General features: G+C 41.7%; 20 protein-coding genes. 12 read left to right on the top strand and 8 right to left on the bottom strand.

The features are described from left to right. Window positions 1-23 precede the first annotated feature (23 nt). Entirely contained in the window at window positions 24-1,655 is a 1,632-nt protein-coding gene (locus KFB94_01410; protein ID QVL45813.1) for an alpha-D-glucose phosphate-specific phosphoglucomutase, read from the top strand. 44 nt (window positions 1,656-1,699) lie between these two features. On the opposite strand, the gene KFB94_01405 is transcribed toward KFB94_01410, so the two are convergent. Genes KFB94_01405 through iscX form a run of 3 tightly spaced genes read right to left on the bottom strand, consistent with a single transcriptional unit; the run spans window position 1,700 to window position 3,765 of the window. Next, entirely contained in the window at window positions 1,700-2,176 is a 477-nt protein-coding gene (locus KFB94_01405) for a retroviral-like aspartic protease family protein (protein ID QVL45812.1), read from the bottom strand. 3 nt (window positions 2,177-2,179) lie between these two features. Continuing rightward, entirely contained in the window at window positions 2,180-3,568 is a 1,389-nt protein-coding gene (locus KFB94_01400; protein QVL45811.1) for a phosphomannomutase/phosphoglucomutase, read from the bottom strand. A 2-nt stretch (window positions 3,569-3,570) separates the two neighbouring features. Further along, window positions 3,571-3,765 carry a Fe-S cluster assembly protein IscX gene (iscX, locus tag KFB94_01395; GenBank protein ID QVL46516.1) on the bottom strand — a complete coding sequence of 65 codons (195 nt, stop codon included), beginning with the start codon at window positions 3,763-3,765 and terminating at the stop codon, window positions 3,571-3,573. A gap of 364 nt (window positions 3,766-4,129) precedes the next feature. On the opposite strand from iscX, the gene KFB94_01390 reads away from it, so the two are divergent. From KFB94_01390 to ftsB, 10 genes are all read left to right on the top strand, one after another. Next, entirely contained in the window at window positions 4,130-5,377 is a 1,248-nt protein-coding gene (locus tag KFB94_01390) for a serine hydroxymethyltransferase (protein QVL45810.1), read from the top strand. Between the two features lie 15 nt (window positions 5,378-5,392). Further along, window positions 5,393-5,839 carry a transcriptional regulator NrdR gene (gene nrdR, locus KFB94_01385; protein QVL45809.1) on the top strand — a complete coding sequence of 149 codons (447 nt, stop codon included), beginning with the start codon at window positions 5,393-5,395 and terminating at the stop codon, window positions 5,837-5,839. Window positions 5,840-5,850: 11 nt separating this feature from the next. Then, window positions 5,851-6,945, top strand: coding sequence for a bifunctional diaminohydroxyphosphoribosylaminopyrimidine deaminase/5-amino-6-(5-phosphoribosylamino)uracil reductase RibD (gene ribD / locus KFB94_01380; protein ID QVL45808.1), 1,095 nt, complete (start codon window positions 5,851-5,853; stop codon window positions 6,943-6,945). Between the two features lie 29 nt (window positions 6,946-6,974). Beyond that, on the top strand, window positions 6,975-7,799 hold the full coding sequence (locus tag KFB94_01375; GenBank protein QVL45807.1) for a TatD family hydrolase: 825 nt from the start codon (window positions 6,975-6,977) through the stop codon (window positions 7,797-7,799). Window positions 7,800-8,064: 265 nt separating this feature from the next. Then, window positions 8,065-9,123, top strand: a complete 1,059-nt coding sequence (mtnA, locus tag KFB94_01370) for an S-methyl-5-thioribose-1-phosphate isomerase (GenBank protein ID QVL45806.1) — start codon at window positions 8,065-8,067, stop codon at window positions 9,121-9,123. 7 nt (window positions 9,124-9,130) lie between these two features. Then, window positions 9,131-9,760 (top strand): class II aldolase/adducin family protein, encoded by a 630-nt coding sequence (locus tag KFB94_01365; protein QVL45805.1) that lies wholly within the window; start codon window positions 9,131-9,133, stop codon window positions 9,758-9,760. A 100-nt stretch (window positions 9,761-9,860) separates the two neighbouring features. After that, window positions 9,861-11,492: a CTP synthase gene (locus KFB94_01360; GenBank protein QVL45804.1), complete on the top strand. Its 1,632-nt coding sequence runs from the start codon at window positions 9,861-9,863 to the stop codon at window positions 11,490-11,492. Then, window positions 11,493-12,344 carry a 3-deoxy-8-phosphooctulonate synthase gene (gene kdsA / locus KFB94_01355; GenBank protein QVL45803.1) on the top strand — a complete coding sequence of 284 codons (852 nt, stop codon included), beginning with the start codon at window positions 11,493-11,495 and terminating at the stop codon, window positions 12,342-12,344. It abuts the gene before it with no gap. Window positions 12,345-12,427: 83 nt separating this feature from the next. After that, window positions 12,428-13,714, top strand: a complete 1,287-nt coding sequence (eno, locus tag KFB94_01350) for a phosphopyruvate hydratase (protein ID QVL45802.1) — start codon at window positions 12,428-12,430, stop codon at window positions 13,712-13,714. A gap of 15 nt (window positions 13,715-13,729) precedes the next feature. Beyond that, window positions 13,730-14,062 (top strand): cell division protein FtsB, encoded by a 333-nt coding sequence (gene ftsB / locus KFB94_01345; GenBank protein ID QVL45801.1) that lies wholly within the window; start codon window positions 13,730-13,732, stop codon window positions 14,060-14,062. 10 nt (window positions 14,063-14,072) lie between these two features. Here the strand turns inward: ftsB and KFB94_01340 are convergent, their stop codons facing one another. Further along, the gene (locus tag KFB94_01340) at window positions 14,073-15,125 is read right to left on the bottom strand and encodes a folate-binding protein YgfZ (GenBank protein QVL45800.1); all 1,053 of its coding nucleotides are present in this window, start codon (window positions 15,123-15,125) and stop codon (window positions 14,073-14,075) included. Window positions 15,126-15,294: 169 nt separating this feature from the next. Between KFB94_01340 and KFB94_01335 the strand changes: the two genes are divergently transcribed. Continuing rightward, entirely contained in the window at window positions 15,295-15,603 is a 309-nt protein-coding gene (locus KFB94_01335; protein ID QVL45799.1) for a hypothetical protein, read from the top strand. On the opposite strand, the gene KFB94_01330 is transcribed toward KFB94_01335, so the two are convergent. From KFB94_01330 to KFB94_01315, 4 genes are read right to left on the bottom strand one after another with little or no spacing between them, the layout of a single operon-like run. Continuing rightward, entirely contained in the window at window positions 15,600-16,637 is a 1,038-nt protein-coding gene (locus tag KFB94_01330; GenBank protein QVL45798.1) for a VWA domain-containing protein, read from the bottom strand. The genes KFB94_01335 and KFB94_01330 overlap by 4 nt on opposite strands. A gap of 33 nt (window positions 16,638-16,670) precedes the next feature. Further along, window positions 16,671-17,225 carry a hypothetical protein gene (locus KFB94_01325; GenBank protein QVL45797.1) on the bottom strand — a complete coding sequence of 185 codons (555 nt, stop codon included), beginning with the start codon at window positions 17,223-17,225 and terminating at the stop codon, window positions 16,671-16,673. Further along, window positions 17,210-18,199, bottom strand: a complete 990-nt coding sequence (locus KFB94_01320) for a VWA domain-containing protein (GenBank protein QVL45796.1) — start codon at window positions 18,197-18,199, stop codon at window positions 17,210-17,212. Before KFB94_01320 ends, KFB94_01325 begins: the two co-directional genes overlap by 16 nt. Beyond that, window positions 18,199-19,215, bottom strand: a complete 1,017-nt coding sequence (locus tag KFB94_01315; protein ID QVL46515.1) for a hypothetical protein — start codon at window positions 19,213-19,215, stop codon at window positions 18,199-18,201. Before KFB94_01315 ends, KFB94_01320 begins: the two co-directional genes overlap by 1 nt.

The following is a 19,215-nucleotide window of genomic DNA, read 5'->3' as shown; positions in this document are numbered from 1 at the left end:
ACAGCGAGTTAGAGATGGTTGACATGCATATAAAGACGGTAGTAACTCAAGCTTTTTTGGATCAAAAACCAGGCACTTCTGGTCTTAGAAAAAAAGTAAAAGTTTTTCAACAGACCAATTATCTCGAAAACTTTGTACAAAGTATATTTGATACATTAGTCCTGCCAAAAAATGCTATTTTGACTTTAGGTGGTGATGGTCGTTTTTACAATCGTATCGCGATTCAAACAATTATTAAAATGGCTGCTGCGAATGGCTTTAGCAAGGTTATCGTTGGACAAGGTGGCATTTTATCAACGCCAGCGGCGTCACACATTATTCGTCAATATCAAACTTTTGGCGGCATCATTCTTTCTGCTAGCCATAACCCTGCAGGTCCAAATGAGGATTTTGGGATTAAATACAATACGGCTAATGGTGGGCCAGCACCTGAACAAATTACCGAAGCGATTTTTGAAAATAGCAAGTTGATGCAAGCGTTTAAAATTGCTGAAATCCCAGAAATTGATTTAGATAGTTTGGGTAAAACGACAGTGGGTGGTTTTACTGTAGAAGTCATTAATCCTGTCACTGACTATGCGGACTTGATGGAAAGTATGTTTGATTTTGCCGTTATTAAATCATTGCTGGCTAGTGGATTCAGTGTAAAGTTTGATGCTATGCATGCGGTTACGGGGCCTTATGCAAAAGAAATCTTAGAGTATCGCTTAGGCGCCCCTGCTGCTAGTCTCATGAACGATGAGGTAAGTGAAAATTTTGGTGGTGGACATCCAGATCCTAATCTGACTTATGCTCATGATTTAGTAGAGATTGTGTATAGTGAGCAAGCCCCTGATTTTGGCGCGGCTTCTGATGGTGATGGCGATCGAAATATGATTTTGGGCAAAGGTTTCTTTGTGACCCCTTCGGATAGCTTAGCGATTATTGCCGCTAATGCCCACTTAATTCCTGCTTACCAAGGTGGTATTGCTGGTGTAGCGCGTTCTATGCCTACCAGTGGTGCGGTAGACCGTGTGGCTGAAAAAATGGGGATTGATTGCTATGAAACGCCAACAGGGTGGAAGTTTTTTGGTAATTTAATGGATGCTGGCAAAGTCACTTTGTGTGGCGAAGAAAGCTTTGGTACAGGCTCTAGTCATGTCAGAGAAAAAGATGGATTATGGGCAGTTTTATGTTGGCTTAATATTATTTCAGTCAAAAAACAAAGTGTTGAAGCTATCGTAAAAGCACATTGGGCGGAGTATGGGCGTAATGTATATTCTAGGCACGATTACGAGGCGATTCCAATCACTGATGCAAATCGTGTGATTGAGCACATTCGGGGTCAGTTTGCTGCGCTTTTAGGAAAACAGTTTGGCCGTTATCAAGTGAAAAACGGTGATGATTTTACCTACACAGATCCTGTTGATGGCTCTGTCAGTCAGCGACAAGGGCTTAGAATTTTATTTGGTGATGGATCACGTATTGTATTTAGGTTATCTGGTACAGGCACAGAAGGCGCGACGATTCGCATTTATTTAGAGGCCTTTGAGGCAGATGTGGCAAATCACCATTTAGATGCACAAGACGCGCTAGCAGAAATGATACAAATTGCGCTACAAATCTCAGATCTAAAAGCGCTGACAGGCCGAGATAAACCCACGGTGATTACTTGAATAAAAGAGCCAGATATTAATCTGGCTCTTTAATGACAACATACCTAATCAGCAACAGGTTTAATGGTCATTTCGCCTTTATATAAGCGAACGTCCATCCGACCTAAAAAGCTCATGCCTAACAAGACATCGCCTTGTAGTCCTGGCGCAATCGAAGCGGAAACATTTTTCGCTTCAATACCACCTAGTTTTACCGATTCCAGCCTTACTAAATAACTGATGCTATCGCCATTTGCTGTTGCTGTACGAATAGCTGAAATACTTTTAAGATTTAGTCTATTCGCTACTGCTTGGGAAATTGCAACGCCAGTGGCGCCAGTATCAACTAGCACATTCACTTTTTGTTCATTAATGAATGCCTCTGCACGATAATGGCCATCTAAACCACGCTTTAATATCACTTCTGTGTCAGAGCCTAGCGCGCCTATTTTGTTTGGATTTTGAATATTGTCTGCAAGAAAGTAAATCAACGCGCCAACACAAAGCCAAATAACGCTTATATAAAAACTATTTCTACTCATGCATTAAAATGGGAGCGTAACATGGGGTGCTGCCGCCAATATAACCGATCTAAAACAATCTTGTATCCGCTTTAATGCGATTGCATCGTCTGCTTCAAACCGCAATACAATAACGGGCGTTGTATTTGAAGCGCGCATTAAACCAAAACCATCAGGGTATTCAACGCGTAAACCATCTATGGTGAGCACTGTTGCATTTTCAAATATTGCTGTTTGCTGTAATTTGGCAATCAAGGCATGCGGCTCACCTTCATGCATATGAATATGCTGCTCAGGCGTACTGACGCTTTCAGGCAAAGCGTTAAGTACAGCTGAAGGATCATCAAACTGACTTAAAATTTCTAGTAAGCGTGCGCCAGCATAAAGGCCGTCATCAAAACCATACCAGCGTTCTTTAAAAAAAGTATGTCCGCTCATTTCACCCGCAAGTGCCGCGCCGGTCTCTTTCATTTTTGCTTTGATCAGTGAATGGCCTGTTTTCCACATCAAAGGTATGCCGCCACGAGCTGTAATCCAAGGCGCTAAATGACGTGTCGATTTCACATCATAAATAATTGTAGCGTTAGGCTGACGTTTTAAAACGTCTTCCGCGAACAATAATAATTGACGGTCTGGGTAAATAATATTGCCATCTTTTGTGACCACACCTAAACGATCACCATCACCATCAAAAGCTAAGCCAATTTCACTCTCAGTTTTAAGTGCATCGATTAAATCAGTTAAATTCTCCGGTACAGAGGGGTCTGGATGGTGGTTTGGAAAATGCCCATCCACTTCGCAAAACAGCTCTTGCACTTCACACCCAAGCGCTTCGTATAGTTTTTTTGCAAATGCGCCTGCAACACCGTTGCCACAATCGACAGTAATCTGCATTGAACGCGCTAACTTAATATGATGGCTAATTTTTGCAATATACGCATCATCAATATAGTAGCTACTTTCTGTGCCTTTTCCTGTTATTAAATCTTTGTTTTCAATACGTTGGCGCAAGAATTGAATGGCTTCGCCTGATAAGGTATCACCGTTAAGCACCATCTTTAATCCATTATAATCTGGTGGATTATGGCTGCCCGTGACCATGACCCCACAGTTGGTTTGAAGATGATAGGCAGCAAAATAGACCACTGGAGTAGCAACTAAGCCTAGATTAATGACATTAATACCTGCCTTGCGAATGCCGCGAGATAAGGCATCAGCTAATTCAGGACCTGATAAACGACCATCATAACCGATGCATATTGTTGTTTGTTGACGGGCAAAGGCTTCACTACCCAATGCATGCCCAATACGTTCTACAATAGCCGGCGTTAAAGTTTTACCAACAATTCCACGTATATCATAGGCTTTAAAAATTTCATTTGGTAGTGAATGTTCTTGAATTGATGATGACATTGTTAGCTAGCTTCATCTATCCAAGCTAGTTGAATCGCTTCTAAAACTTTCTCTCCGCAGTGCTCTTCGGTATCATCAAAATCGTCTAAGTCCATTACCCATTGCATTAGGTCAGTAAAGCGAATAGTTTTAGGGTCAACATCTTCATATTTATCGCATAATTCTTCAGCAATACGCTGCGTATCTGTCCATTTCATCTTTATCAATTCCAACATACTAAAATTTTATTATAACGTGGTTGCAATTGGTTTGGGAAAAGCAAAAAAATCCCAACCACGTGGGTTGGGGAAAGGGAGGAGACGAAACTTTGGAGAATTACGCTCTGATAATTGATTAGCAAAGAGCGTGCCAATATTATTTTCATTAAAAATCAATAGGTTATTTTTTTAATATATAATAAAGCGGTATTAAATTGAGGCACTGCATCAAAATAATGCATGCTTTTAGTGCATGTATTTTGTTTTTTATCTGCGCTATATTAAGTAACATCAGTATTAACTAACCAGATGACATGATAAAATATGCCATTATTTAACTTGTTATTTTGGAAGTCATTAACCCATGTTTAGCTATTCAAACAAACTTCATCTTGCTGACCCCGCCATTGCAAAACTAGTCGATGCGGAAGTAATGCGTCAAGAGCAGCATATTGAGCTGATTGCATCCGAGAATTACACCAGTCCAGCAGTAATGGAGTCTCAAGGTTCACAACTCACAAACAAGTATGCAGAGGGCTACCCTGGCAAACGTTTTTATGGTGGCTGCGAATACGTTGATCAGGTAGAACAATTGGCTATTGATCGTTTAAAAGCACTTTATGGTGCTGAATACGCTAATGTGCAACCGCACTCTGGCTCACAAGCCAATCAGGCTGTATATTTTGCTATGTTAAAGCCAGGCGACACCATTATGGGGATGAATCTCGGTCACGGCGGTCACTTAACACACGGTTCTCCGGCTAATCTTTCTGGTAAGTTGTTTAATATTGTTGCTTATGGATTAAATGAGCAAGAAGAAATTGACTATGATGAAATGGAGCGTTTAGCCGTTGCAAATAAACCAAATTTATTAATAGGCGGTGCTTCTGCTTATGCTTTGCGCTTTGATTGGGCGCGTATGGCGGAGATAGCAAAAAAAGTCGGTGCATATTTTATGGTCGATATGGCGCACTATTCTGGGCTGATTGCGGGAGGTGTTTATCCTAACCCGGTACCTTATGCTGATTTTGTTACCTCAACCACGCATAAAACATTACGTGGTCCACGCGGCGGCATTATTATGGCAAAAGCAGAGTATGAGAAAAAATTAAACTCAAGCGTTTTTCCAAGTTTGCAAGGTGGTCCTTTGATGCATGTGATGGCAGCTAAAGCAACCGCCTTCTTAGAGGCTGCAACGCCTGAATTTAAACTATATCAACAGCAGGTAGTAAAGAACGCTATTGTTATGGCTGAAACATTAACAGAACGCGGCTTGCGTATTATTTCAGGTCGTACAGAGTCTCATGTATTCTTAGTTGATTTGCGCGCTAAAGGGTTAACTGGTAAGGCGGCAGATGCTGTGCTCGGTTTGGCGCATATTACTGTCAATAAAAATGCAATACCTAATGATCCTGAGAGTCCATTTGTGACTTCTGGAATTAGAATAGGCTCGCCAGCAATTACAACGCGTGGTTTTAAAGAAGAAGAGGCTAGGTTGGTTGCTAATTTAATTGCCGATGTATTGGATAACCCGGCAGATGAAGAAGCCATTGCTGCAACTAAAGCACGAGTACATGAATTAACATCGCGTTTTCCTGTGTATGGCGCATAGACAGTATACGATGCAATGAAGTGTCCTTTTTGCAATGCGGATGACACGCAGGTTGTTGATTCACGCGTGAACGAAGAGGGTGATTCCGTTCGCCGTCGTCGTCGCTGTGTAAGTTGTGACAAGCGATTTACTACTTATGAAACGGCAGATTTAAGACTGCCACAAGTGATTAAAGGTAACGGTAATCGTGAAGATTTTAAAGATGAAAAGTTGCGAGAAGGCTTTTTTCTTGCCCTGCATAAGCGGCCTGTTTCTGCTGAACTAATAGAAGAAGCATTACAACATATAAGAAGTAAATTATTGGTGCTAGGTGAACGAGAAGTCCCTTCAAGACAAATAGGTGAATTAGTGATGGCTGAATTGCGTAAGCTGGATAAAGTGGCTTATATTCGGTTCGCTTCGGTTTATCGCAGCTTTCAAGATGCAGATGATTTTCGTGACGCCCTCAAAGAGTTGAAGTAAACCTTAGCAAAATGACTCAGTTTACGCCTGATGATCACCTCTTTATGATGCAGGCCCTGCGGTTAGCCAAACAAGGGCTAAACACAAGCATGCCTAATCCACGTGTTGGTTGTCTTATTGTTAAAGACGGCAAAGTGATTGGTGAGGGGGCGCACTTAAGAGCGGGCACACCACATGCGGAAGTGCACGCAATTCAGCAGGCCAGTGTATCTACAAATGGTGCAACCGCTTATGTGACCTTAGAGCCGTGTAGTCATCACGGACGAACGCCGCCTTGCGCGGAAGCTTTAATTAATGCTGGTGTAACGAAGGTTGTTATCGCCATGCAAGACCCAAATCCCTTGGTGTCTGGTCAAGGTGTTGCGTTGCTAAAAGCCGCTGGAATTGAGGTATTAATTGGCTTAATGCAACAACAAGCACAAGCGTTAAATCCGGGGTTTATTAAGCGTATGACGCAGCGGATGCCATACATACGCAGCAAAATTGCGACAAGCCTGGATGGTAAAACCGCTTTAAGTAATGGTGTTAGTCAATGGATTACAAGTGCAGCATCACGCACAGATGTACAGCATTGGCGTGCAAGATCATGCGCCATCATGACAGGTATCGGTACTGTCTTACAAGATAACCCCAGCTTAACTGTACGCGATTTAGAGATTGGTCGCCAACCACTCTGTGTAATTGTAGATAGTCAATTACGCATACCTATTGAAGCAAAGGTTTTGAATAACAAGCATGTGTTGATTGCCTTTGCGACTGATGTGGAAAGCAAAGCAAGTCAATTAACGGCGCTGGGCGTTGAATTGCTTTGCATCCCTAATGAGATGGGTAAAGTGTGTTTAACCAGCCTATTAAGCCATCTAGCAAGCATCGAAATAAATGAGCTATTGGTGGAAGCTGGGGAAGGTTTAAATGGTGCGCTGATGCAGTTAAAACAAATTGATGAGTTAGTTATTTATTACGCACCTAAACTCATGGGTAATGAAGGAAAAAGTTTGTTTGCATTACCCAAGTTGCAGACAATGGCAGAGGCGATTGACTTAAATATTGTTGATGTGCGCCAAGTTGGTCCTGATATTCGTGTGTTAGCCAACTGTGCTCATTAAGTATTGGTGATGAATATAAAGCTGATTAAATGGCCGAACTAACTATTATTGATACACATTGTCATTTAGATGCCGCTGAGTTTGACGATTATCGTGACCAAGTCATACAAGAGGCTACTCAATCAGGCGTAGGTATGATTGTAATACCTGCGGTGACGCCTGAACACTTTTCTAAGGTGGCTGATTTATCTCAGCAATATCCTGCGTGTTGTTATGCATTGGGCATGCATCCTATGTATATCGATTCGATTAGTCCAAGTGATATAGCAAAGCTGAACGCTTTGATTGCTAAAACCTTGCAATACGATAATAAACTAGTGGCCATAGGTGAAATAGGGCTAGATTTCTATGTCACCAAACACAATAAAGAGACGCAGGAGTATTTCTTTAGTGAACAACTTAAATTGGCAAAAGCTTACGATCTGCCGGTTATTTTGCATGTACGTCGCGCTATTGATGATGTATTAAAACACTTAAGAAGAATACAGGTGAAGGGCGGTATTGCACATGCTTTTAACGGCAGTATGCAACAAGCAGAAGTATTTATCGATTTAGGCTTTAAGCTTGGGTTTGGTGGCGCGATGACGTATCCACGTGCACTAAACATTCGAGAAATTGCCAAAAATTTACCATTAGAAACGATTGTATTAGAAACTGACTCACCTGATATGCCGCCCGTATGGCTGGACAAAAAGCAACATAATAGTCCCAAGGAGTTGTTATCAATAGCGAAAGAGTTGGCCGATTTGAGAGGCTTGTCAGTGTCGCAAATCATTGAAATAACTAGGAAAAATTCTATGGACGTTTTGCCTAAAATAGCCAACTTATGCACACGACTTGAAGCGTTACATTAAGTATGAGAAAAAAACAGCATAAAACCAATGAGATACGATAAGTTATTGATTTTATTGAATAAATAAATAGATTAAAAAATGAACTTTTATAAAAAACCCTTTTAAATTGGTAAGTTACGTTTTTATGTCACTTTAATCCACAAAGTTATCCACAGATTCTGTGGATGGAAAAACGCAAAAAATACTTATCAATAAATAGCAAGGCATTTATTTACATTTTTTAACCCCTTTTATCTTGATTAAGGTTGCCTTAAGGCTAGATTATATGTTTGTAAACAACACACATTACCGCACTATTTGGCCTAACACTCACAGTTATGCTGTGAGCATTATTGACCAAACTAAATTGCCTTTTGAATTTGAAATTGTCCTCATTGATTCGGTAGAGAAAATGATTGATGCTATCCGTACAATGCAAGTGCGCGGTGCACCATTAATTGGAGCTGCTGCTGCCTACGGAATTGCATTGGCGCTAGTCACTAAAACGACTGATGCGTATCTTAAGGTAATGGCACAACAATTAATTGCATCTAGGCCAACTGCGGTTAATTTGGCTTGGGCAGTCAATCGCATGGTAACGCAATTGATTGCCACTCCTCAGGACAAACGACTTGAGGTTGCTTGGGCGCTAGCAATGAATATTGCAGATGAAGATGTTGAACAGAATAAAATGATCGGGCAACATGGCTTGGCATTGATTCAACAACGACATCGGCAAGCACCTTTTCATATTCTTACCCACTGTAATGCTGGCTGGTTGGCGACGGTCGATTTTGGCACTGCATTATCGCCAATTTATGCTGCTCACGATGCTGGCTTGGCTATTCACGTTTGGGTGGATGAGACCCGTCCACGCAATCAAGGTGCCAGTTTGACCGCATGGGAGCTTGGGCAACATGGTGTGCCGCACACCGTGATATCCGATAATGCTGGGGGGCACTTAATGCAACAAGGACAAGTTGATATGGTCATCGTTGGAGCAGATCGCGTTGCAGTTAATGGGGATGTTTGTAATAAAATCGGCACTTACCTAAAAGCGCTTGCAGCGCATGATAACAGTATCCCATTTTATGCGGCAGTGCCTAGCCCGACGATTGACGCTTACTTGGCGCACGGTAGAGAGATTGAAATAGAAGAGCGACATCAAGATGAAGTTGCTTATGTGCAAGGCCAAGCAGCTGATGGTAGTTTGCAGACAGTTAGAGTGATGCCAGCCGTAAGTCAAGCTGCTAACCCTGCCTTTGATGTCACGCCTGCCCGCTTGGTCACTGGTATTATTACTGAAAAAGGAATTTTCACCCCTGGTAATTTGGCGCAAGGATAAACTGACCATGAGAGAACAATTGCGAAAGACGGCACAAAGGCTAGTGACATTGGGGTTAAATAAAGGCACCTCCGGTAATTGTAGTGTGCGCCATGAAAACGGCTTTATTATTACGCCAAGTGGCGTTGATATTGAAGCAATGAATGCTGACAGTATGGTTGAAATGGAGCTAGATGGGCGCTACGAAACCAATAAAAAACCTTCTTCTGAATGGTTCTTTCATCGCGATATTTATCAACAGCGTCCAGAAGTGAATGCTGTGATTCACACGCATAGCATGTTCGCTACAACCATTGCATGCTTACATAGCAATATTCCACCATTTCATTATATGATTGCTGTGGCAGGCGGCGATAGCATTCGCTGTGCACCCTATGCATTGTTTGGTACACAAGCATTATCAGATGCTGCAATGGATGCGCTAGAAGGGCGTAAAGCCTGTTTGCTAGCCCATCACGGGATGATTGCGATAGGTGCGAGTTTACAGGAGGCTTTGGCGGTGGCGGTTGAAGTGGAAAACCTCTGCGAGCAATATTGGCGTCTATTGCAATTGACACCAAGCCCGTCTTTGCTGAGTGAAGATGAAATGCAAGCGGTATTGCAGCAGTTTAAGGGCTATGGTAAGTGGAATACATAAATCCTATTTTTGTATAAATTGAAGGGCTGTTTGATTGTGGTTATAGGCCCTTTCACGTAAAATAGACTCCCGTCTGTAATCACTCTTATAAAGCCTTTTCATGACTAAATATGTATTCGTAACCGGCGGTGTTGTTTCTTCTTTAGGAAAAGGCATTGCAGCGGCAAGCTTGGGTGCTATCCTCGAGTCACGTGGCCTCAATGTGACTATGCTCAAGTTAGATCCTTATATTAATGTAGATCCAGGCACAATGTCGCCTTTTCAGCATGGTGAAGTGTTTGTGACCGATGATGGCACAGAAACTGATTTAGATTTAGGCCATTATGAGCGATTTATTAGCGCCAAAATGGGTAAAAGCAATAACTTTACCACGGGTCAAATTTATGAAAGTGTGATAAAAAAAGAACGCCGTGGCGAGTATCTAGGTAAAACGGTACAAGTGATTCCGCATATTACCGATGAAATGAAAATGCATATCCGTGCAGGCGCGCAAGGGGCTGATGTTGCCATTGTAGAAGTCGGCGGCACTGTAGGAGACATTGAGTCACTGCCATTTTTAGAAGCGATTCGCCAAATGGGTTTTGAAGAAGGCGCAAAAAATGTCTGCTATGTGCATTTGACACTATTGCCTTGGATTCCTACGGCAGGTGAGTTAAAAACCAAGCCAACACAGCACTCTGTTAAAGAGTTGCGTGAGATTGGTATTCAGCCTGATTTGTTATTATGTCGTGCAGAACATGAAATTCCTGAAGATGAACGTCGTAAGATTGCGCTGTTTACTAACGTGCCATTTGAAGCGGTCATTAGTGCAGTTGATGCCGATACGATTTATAAAATTCCGTTGCTCTTGCATGACCAAATGATGGATGAGATTGTGTGTCACAAATTGGGTATTTTGGCCAAAGCAGCTGACCTAACAGAATGGAAGAAAATCACCCATGCACTTGCTAACCCTTCGCACCATGTGGATGTTGCCTTTGTTGGGAAATATGTTGATTTAACTGAGTCATACAAATCGCTGACAGAGGCGCTTATTCACGCGGGTATTCACACTGAATCCAAAGTAAAAATCCATTTTATCGATAGTGAAGAAATTGAAAAAAATGGCACAGGCGCATTAAAAAATATGGATGCAATCTTAATTCCAGGTGGTTTTGGTAAACGGGGGACAGAAGGCAAAATTCAAACTATTCAATATGCACGTGAAAATAAGATCCCTTATCTTGGTATCTGCTTAGGTATGCAATTAGCGGTTATTGAGTATGCGCGCAATGTGGCAGGTTTAAGAGATGCCAATAGTACTGAATTTAATCCAGAGACAGCACACAAGCTAGTTGGACTGATTGATGAGTGGCAAGATGCCTCTGGTAAAATTGAAAAACGCGATGCTAACTCCGACTTAGGTGGCACCATGCGTTTGGGCGCTCAATCGTGCCCAATTGAGCCTAATACCAAAGCGGCCAGTATTTATGGCGAGCAAGTCAATGAGCGACATCGGCATCGTTATGAGGTGAACAATCATTATGTTGAACAATTAAAAGACGCTGGTTTAGTCATTTCTGCTCGTACGCCTACAGAGCAATTATGCGAGATGATCGAGTTGCCAGAATCGGCTCACCCGTGGTTTGTCGCTTGTCAATTTCACCCTGAGTTTACCTCTAACCCTCGTACTGGGCATCCATTGTTTACTGCTTATGTAAAAGCTGCATTGGCTTATAAAGGAACAAAGTAAATGAAATTATGTGGTTTTGAAGTTGGATTACACCAGCCTTTATTTTTAATTGCAGGACCCTGTGTGATTGAGTCACGTGAGTTTGCCATTGAAACTGCGGGCCAGTTAAAAGAAATGGCAATGCGCATTGGCGTGCCGTTTATTTATAAATCATCTTACGATAAAGCCAATCGTAGCTCGACTAAAACCTTTCGTGGCTTTGGTATGGATGAAGGCCTAAGAATTTTAGATGAAGTCAAAAGTCAAATTGGTGTGCCAGTATTAACTGATGTACATACGGTAGAGCAAGTGCCGCATGTGGCCGCTGTCGTTGATGTGCTGCAAACACCGGCTTTTTTATGTCGACAGACCGACTTTATAGTCGCTTGTGCGCAATCTGGCAAACCAGTCAATATTAAAAAAGGCCAATTTTTAGCACCACACGATATGTTGCAAGTAGTGAATAAAGCCAAAGAAGCCAATGGCGGAGCAGATACTATTATGGTTTGCGAGCGTGGTGCGTCTTTTGGCTATAACACCTTGGTATCTGATATGCGAGGTCTGGCTATCATGCGTGAAACACATTGTCCTGTGGTATTCGATGCGACTCACTCTGTGCAGCAGCCTGGTGGACAAGGTGACAAAAGTGGCGGTCAGCGTGAGCATGTGCCTGTATTAGCGCGTGCGGCTGTTGCCAGTGGTATTGCTGGTATCTTTATGGAAACACATCCTAATCCTGCAATGGCTTTATCTGATGGACCTAATGCATGGCCATTAGACAGAATGGAGGCGCTATTGCACGTGTTAGTCGATATTGATCATCTAGTCAAAAAAGCTGGTTTTGCAGAGATGTCATTGCAAAGTGATGAGTGAGAGACGTTCTCATATAAACAGATACTTCAATAGTTTAGAATTTCAATATATTAAGATTTAGATATTACCAAAGGAAAAAAACAATGAGCGCAATTGTAGATGTTATCGCCCGCGAAATTATGGATTCACGTGGAAACCCAACGATTGAAGCAGATGTATTACTTGAAAGTGGAGTGATTGGTCGTGCTGCAGTCCCTTCTGGTGCGTCGACGGGTACTAAGGAAGCCGTGGAATTACGGGATGGCGATAAATCACGCTATTTAGGTAAGGGTGTTTTAAACGCAGTTGAAAATGTCAATACAGAAATTACCGAAGCGATTATTGGTTTAGATGCTGAGGAGCAAGCGTTTATTGATAAAACGTTGATTGATTTAGATGGCACTGATAATAAAGATCGTTTGGGTGCAAATGCGATTTTAGCTGTTTCAATGGCTTGTGCACGTGCGGCGGCAGAGGAGAGCGGTTTACCGCTATACCGTTATTTGGGCGGATCTGGACGCATGCAATTGCCCACCCCGATGATGAATATTATTAACGGCGGTGAGCATGCGGATAACTCGGTCGATATACAAGAGTTTATGATTATTCCAGCAGGCTTACCAACTTTTCGTGAAGCATTGCGTTGTGGCGCTGAAATCTTTCACCAATTGAAAAAAACATTAAGTGCTAAAGGGTTAGCAACTACAGTGGGTGATGAAGGTGGTTTTGCGCCTGATTTGCCATCCAATGAGTCTGCTTTACAGTTAATTATGGAAGCGATTTCTGCAGCGGGTTATGAGCCAGGTAAAGATGTTTATTTGGGTCTAGATTGTGCAAGTAGTGAATTTTATAAAGATGGGAAATATGTATTAGCTTCTGAAAACACGTCGCTAACATCGGCACAATTTTGTGATTATTTAGCAACCTTATGTGATAAATACCCAATTATTAGCATTGAAGATGGTATGGACGAATTTGACTGGGATGGTTGGGATTTACTCACCAAACGTCTGGGTGATAAGGTGCAATTGGTTGGTGACGATTTATTTGTGACCAATCCAAAAATCTTGAAAGAAGGCATTCAGAAAAAGGTGGCCAATTCTGTATTGATTAAAGTCAATCAAATTGGCACATTGACAGAAACATTTGAAACCATTGAAATGGCAAAACGGGCTGGTTATACCGCCGTGATTTCACACCGCTCTGGTGAAACGGAGGATACAACCATTGCTGATATATCTGTGGCTACCAATGCTTTGCAAATTAAAACGGGTTCACTCTGTCGTTCTGAGCGTGTAGCAAAATATAACCAATTGCTACGCATTGAAGAAGAGTTAGGAGATGCCTCAAGCTATGCTGGATTGTCAGCCTTTTATCAATTATTTAAATAAGTGTAAAGCATTCCATTGCGGATACTGACGATTATTCTGGTTACGCTTATTGTCTTGCTGCAATATCCATTGTGGCTCGGCAAAGGTAGTTGGATGCGTGTATGGAAAGTGAATCAACAAGTTGAGCGGCAGAAAGAAGAAAATAGCGTAAGTCAGCACCGCAATGACGCATTAAAAGCTGAAGTCCGAGACTTAAAGCAGGGAAACGACGCAATTGAAGAGCGCGCACGTAACGAGCTAGGCATGATTAAGCCCGATGAAGTGTTTTATCAAGTAATCGACGCTTCAGTTTTTAATCACAAAATAGACCAGACAACGCAACAAGTTGAACAAAAGCAAGCAGATTAGCCAGCTTCACTTAGTCGTTGTCTACCCGGTAGGGCAACTGACCAAATGTAACAGCATGCGTGTTCCAATGAATATGACCCGTTGTCTTAGCTTCAATCCGTATTTCTATTAAAGCATCAAAGCCGCCTGCTAAATTTGGCGCAACTTTGACGAATTGCCCCACTTCATTACCATCTCCATCCACCACTTTTTCGCCTGCGTGCGGTGTTTGACTGCTTGCGATAGTAGCAAGATAGGTCCGGCGTTTAATTTTGCCTAAATAATGGGTACGCGCTACAATTTCTTGGCCGGTGTAACACCCTTTTTTAAAGTTGATACCATTTAAGCAATCAATATTTAACATTTGTGGCACAAATTGCTCTTGCGTTTGTTCAACAATATCTGGCAAGCCCGTTTGAATATCTAGCCAATCCCAGCATGGCTTGCCAATCAGCTGGCAATTTTCTTTGAGTTTGTCCCAAACGTCTTGTGCATGGTCTGCCTCAATCAGGATTTCAAATCGCTGATGGGTTTCAATACTGGGGAGCCTGATCATAGTACCAACTGATTGCTGGGCTATGATAATAGGTGCCATAGTATAGTTTTCTGCTGGTGCCGTAGAAAGCACCTGCGTTAGCAGCTTGGCAGCCTCTGGACCATTGATACCAAATCTAATTAAGCTGTTACTGGCATCTTGTATATCGACTTTTGCACGCAGAACATACATTTTTAAACGCTTCATAATAGGTATTAATAACGATTGGTTAAATTGCAAATACAACGTGTTACTGTGTGAAAAAGCGAAGAACAGCGCAAGTAGGCGGCCTTTAGGCGAGCAATAGCCAGTAAAGTGCGCATTATTGCCATCCAAAGCCTTAACATCATTGGTTACCTGACCTTGCAGAAAAGTAGTGGCATCGTCTCCAGTGAGCGCCAGTAAACCCAGATGTGATAAATCACACAAGGTGTTGGTTGTGGCAGTCGCTTGTATGGATTGTGCTGCATCTCCAAAATGCTGAACCATCCCATTTTCAAACACCGCACCTTGTGCTATTAAGTTGGATTGCCAATTTGTTTCTGTCATGCCACTATATCCTTATATGAAAATGCATTTAATTCAAGCCATTGATATTGATATCAAACCTTCTTTCTTATTATTGGGGCTGCTGGGTCTGATTGCAATATCAAGTTGTTGGATAATTACCATATTACCAATACACGCGTTATCTAAACTTTTTTTGATAAGCATGATTATGATTTCAACAACATACTATAGCTTGCGCGATGCTTTAGGACTGTTGCCATGGTCTTGGCAACGTATTGAAGTCAGTGCGATTGGTCAGTTGCGATTGACGAATCATCGGGGAGAGCAATTTACCCCGAGTATCGCGCCAACAAGTTATGTTCATTCTAAAATATTAATTATTAATAGCCGGCAAACCAATCAAACAACATTGTGGTTTGGCAATTTACCACCGCTCATTATGTTGGCTGATCATCATACAGCCTCGCATCGTCATTTGCGCGTTTGGTTGCGCTGGTGGAGACATTCTGAAGCTTAGTTAATATAGTTATCATGTGCAATTTCAGCTTCTTTTTCAGAACGCTTTTTGAGTGATCTTTTATATAAGCCTATTGTTTCTGCCATACGCTTGAGTGGGTGTTTGCTATAGTAAGCGCCTAACAATAGTAGTCCTGCTAATCCAGCTAAAAACCAACTAATATCAAAAGGTGCAATATCGCGTCGTGCAGGCTTTTGTTTACTCATGGCGTTTAATACATTACGAATACTGTCTCCACGGACATATAGTGCATCGATTTCTTGGCTAATTTCTTTAAGGTAAGCTTCATCTAGCTTAGAGATGTAGCGGTCAAATTCGCCAGAAGCAACACTGTCATTTCTAGTGCCAATATTAGACTCAGAGATTTGCGCAATACCGGGTTGTAATGCAAAGCTCTCATTTGACCAATAGCCAATCACTTGATTATCTTGACTGAGTTTTGGAATCGCTGCCCCTTCTGCACTGCCAATGCCAACTATCAGCCAATCTTTAGCGTCCTGTAGACCCTTTAGATCTTTAGTATTAAAAACGTGTAGCTTAGGTGCTTCTTCACCATCAGTAAACAATACTACCTGTGCAACAAGCTCTTTGGGAAAAGAGCGTAACGTTCTTGATATACTATAAAGATTTTCACGGATTCGGCTATTACCAGACCAAGCAGTACGCCAATCCAAATGGTCAATTGTATCTTGAATAGCATGAAAATTTTCGCACACTTCAATTGGATGATACAGCGCAGCAGTGCTCACGCCAGCAAAAAGTGATATACCAACTTTGGTGCCGCACGGTAAAGAAGATACAACCTCATGCATCAGTGTTTGCATATGCTCCATGCGTGTGATGGTTTTGCCATTTAATTTTTTGATATCAGCTGTATTCATGCTTTGTGAAATATCAGCAACTAACAAATAAGTATAAATATTGTGTTTGACTGGCAAAGTGGGACGGAACATAGCGACAATCAATAGTACCAGTGCGCTGCTTAACAAGGCCGCGTCTTTATTCTTTTTTAAATAATGTATCCAATTTTGCATGCTATCGCTTCATCCACTTTGTCTCTATCACGTTTAAGGTAATCCAACTGGAATGTTACCCATAATGATGCCAGGAGAATCAGAGTCGCTGATGCCTGGTGTCGGCACTTCTGGTAATAACGACAATACACGATCTAAATTGCGACGTGTTCCCCAGTTGCTATTATCGAGTTTGACGGCATTTTTATAAGAGACCTTGGCTTCTGTTAGCAAATACTCGGCTTCGTCGCGTGCTCGCGGATCATTGCCCGCATCAATTCTGAGCGCTTTTAAAAAAAACATATTGCCAATATTGTGAAAAACAGCCGCTCGGTTACTGGCTGAACTTGTTTGTGTTAATCCGGTAAAAAGTTTTATCGCTTCTTTGTAGTAGTCTTTTTTTGCTAACCAATAAGCTTGTGCATACTTTGCTTCGTAACTCGTTTTATCGGTTTCTGGAGCATTTCCTGTCGTAACAGCCGTATTAAATGCATGAATTTGATTAAGTCTATTTACTTGATGTGCGATACCCATGACGCAAAGCAATGCCAATATGACCAACATCCAAGTAAGTTTTTTGACAGTTAACAATTTTAGGCCGAGCGCCATGTTTTATTCTCCAAATATTTAACACCAAGTAACAAAGCAATCATTAAGGCAGCGATGAGATAGCAAACTTGGGTAAAGTTTTTTCCTGGTATTTTTTCCAAGTAAGTAATGGGTTTCTTTTCTTTTTTATTAATATCAAAAATAGCCGTTTCTAGTGATTTAGGATCATCAGCTTCATAGGCTTGAAAAGGGGTATTCAGTGTTTTAAAAAAATTATGCAGTTCAATTTGAACAGGTGGGAGCTCTACCTCTTTCCAATTTTCATATTTCGGATCAAAAATACTAATACCCCCTGGTTGCCTTAATACAATCCAGTACAAAGTAATATTGTATTGTTGCAACCAGTCTTTCAATTTTTGTTGAACCACGCCATCCATTTTACCTGCGCCATCAGAGATTAAAATAATCGCGCGCGAGCCAGAATCTGGCACATCATTAAATAAGCTGACCGCACTGGTTAAGCCTGCACCAATATTGGTTTGGAATAAAGCATTGCCTGAAGTGGCTTTAATGGCAGATAAAATGGCATCGCGATTACCAGAAAGAGGTAATACGTACATCGCTGAATTACTAAACGTAATAATGCCAATCATGTCGTTTTCGCGCGCATTCACAAACTCAGTCATTAATCTACTGGCTGCAGCCGATTTTGTTTCGCCTACATTGCCGGCTGCAACACCACCAGAAAAAGGATCATCCATGCTGGCGCTTCTATCAAGCACCAATCCAATTTGCGCCCCAATACCAATTTTTTCTACTTTTTGCTCCAGGGTATGTGGGTCGGCAATGCCTAGGATAATAAAGGCAATACTGACCGTTGCTAATAGTTTGAGTAATAGTCCAATTAAGTCAGAGAGTGAGTCATGCGGCAGCATTGCTACCCATGAATAGGTTTTGGTATGCGACCGCTCAAGCAAGATAGGCAACAAGGCTAATGGCAGTAACCACAACGCCAAAGGATTGGTAAAAGCCATTAAGTGCGAACCCCTTTTGTCATCTCTGGCACTAGGCCGCGCTCGCAGTGGCGCAAATTAAGACATAAGCTGAGTAACCAAGCTTTTGGATTGTCGTGATGCAACGTTTGCGAATGATCTTCAAAAAACACTTGATGGGAAAAACCAAAAAACTGTTCGATTTGTTGTTTAGCAGGTGCAAATGCCGGTTTCTTTGTAATAAATTCATTAATATGATTGCTAAACAGACTGGCGCCCGCGGTTTTGTTAAGGGATTCATGTAAACGAGATACAGCTTGTTTAATGCCTTCCGGTGTGTTGTCCATTTTTTTGATATCCCGATAGGCTCTGGCAAATGGTGCTCCCATTCTTGGCAACCAAGCATAGGTGCCAAGAATATAAAGCAGACTGATTAATGACAATGCCAATAGGCTAACTAATATCTTTATGCGCAAAATGACATCGGCGCTGTCCAAAGTCAATGGCGGTATTAGTGGATACATTTCTTGGTCCAACTTGATTTGACCAATGACAGATAGCGGGGAAACTCTAAAATTAAACGAAGGAATTCGGTACTCTACCGTCTCTTTGATATTTTCGGTGTTACGCAGTCTTAGTATTTCCGCACGCAATGCCGCGGGTTTTGCAACGCGATCTGTTTTAAAGACTTGATAGCTTAAGTCAAGCACATGCGTTTCACTATCTGCATTTTGTGTTGTTTTTTTGTTTATTGCTGACAACTCAATACCAGATACCTGGCCTTTATAACGATGCTCATAACCAACAATAGGTAGGGACTCGTCAATGAGTTGATATGGTTTTTTGATGGTAATAGTAATTGTTCTTTTCAGGATGTCACCGACTACATAACCAGCATCGCGCGTAGGGTCTTCAATCTTTAATTCAACATATTTATCGTCTACGCTAGGCAATTTAACTTCTGCATATAGTTGCTGTGAAATACATAAAGCGCAGATACTTACTAGTTGAATGAGCGTGATTAGAATTTTATAACGTGGTTGCATGGTTTTACTCAT

Source organism: Methylophilaceae bacterium (assembly GCA_018398995.1).
Classification (GTDB): domain Bacteria; phylum Pseudomonadota; class Gammaproteobacteria; order Burkholderiales; family Methylophilaceae.
This window is presented reverse-complemented; position numbering and strand designations above follow the sequence as displayed.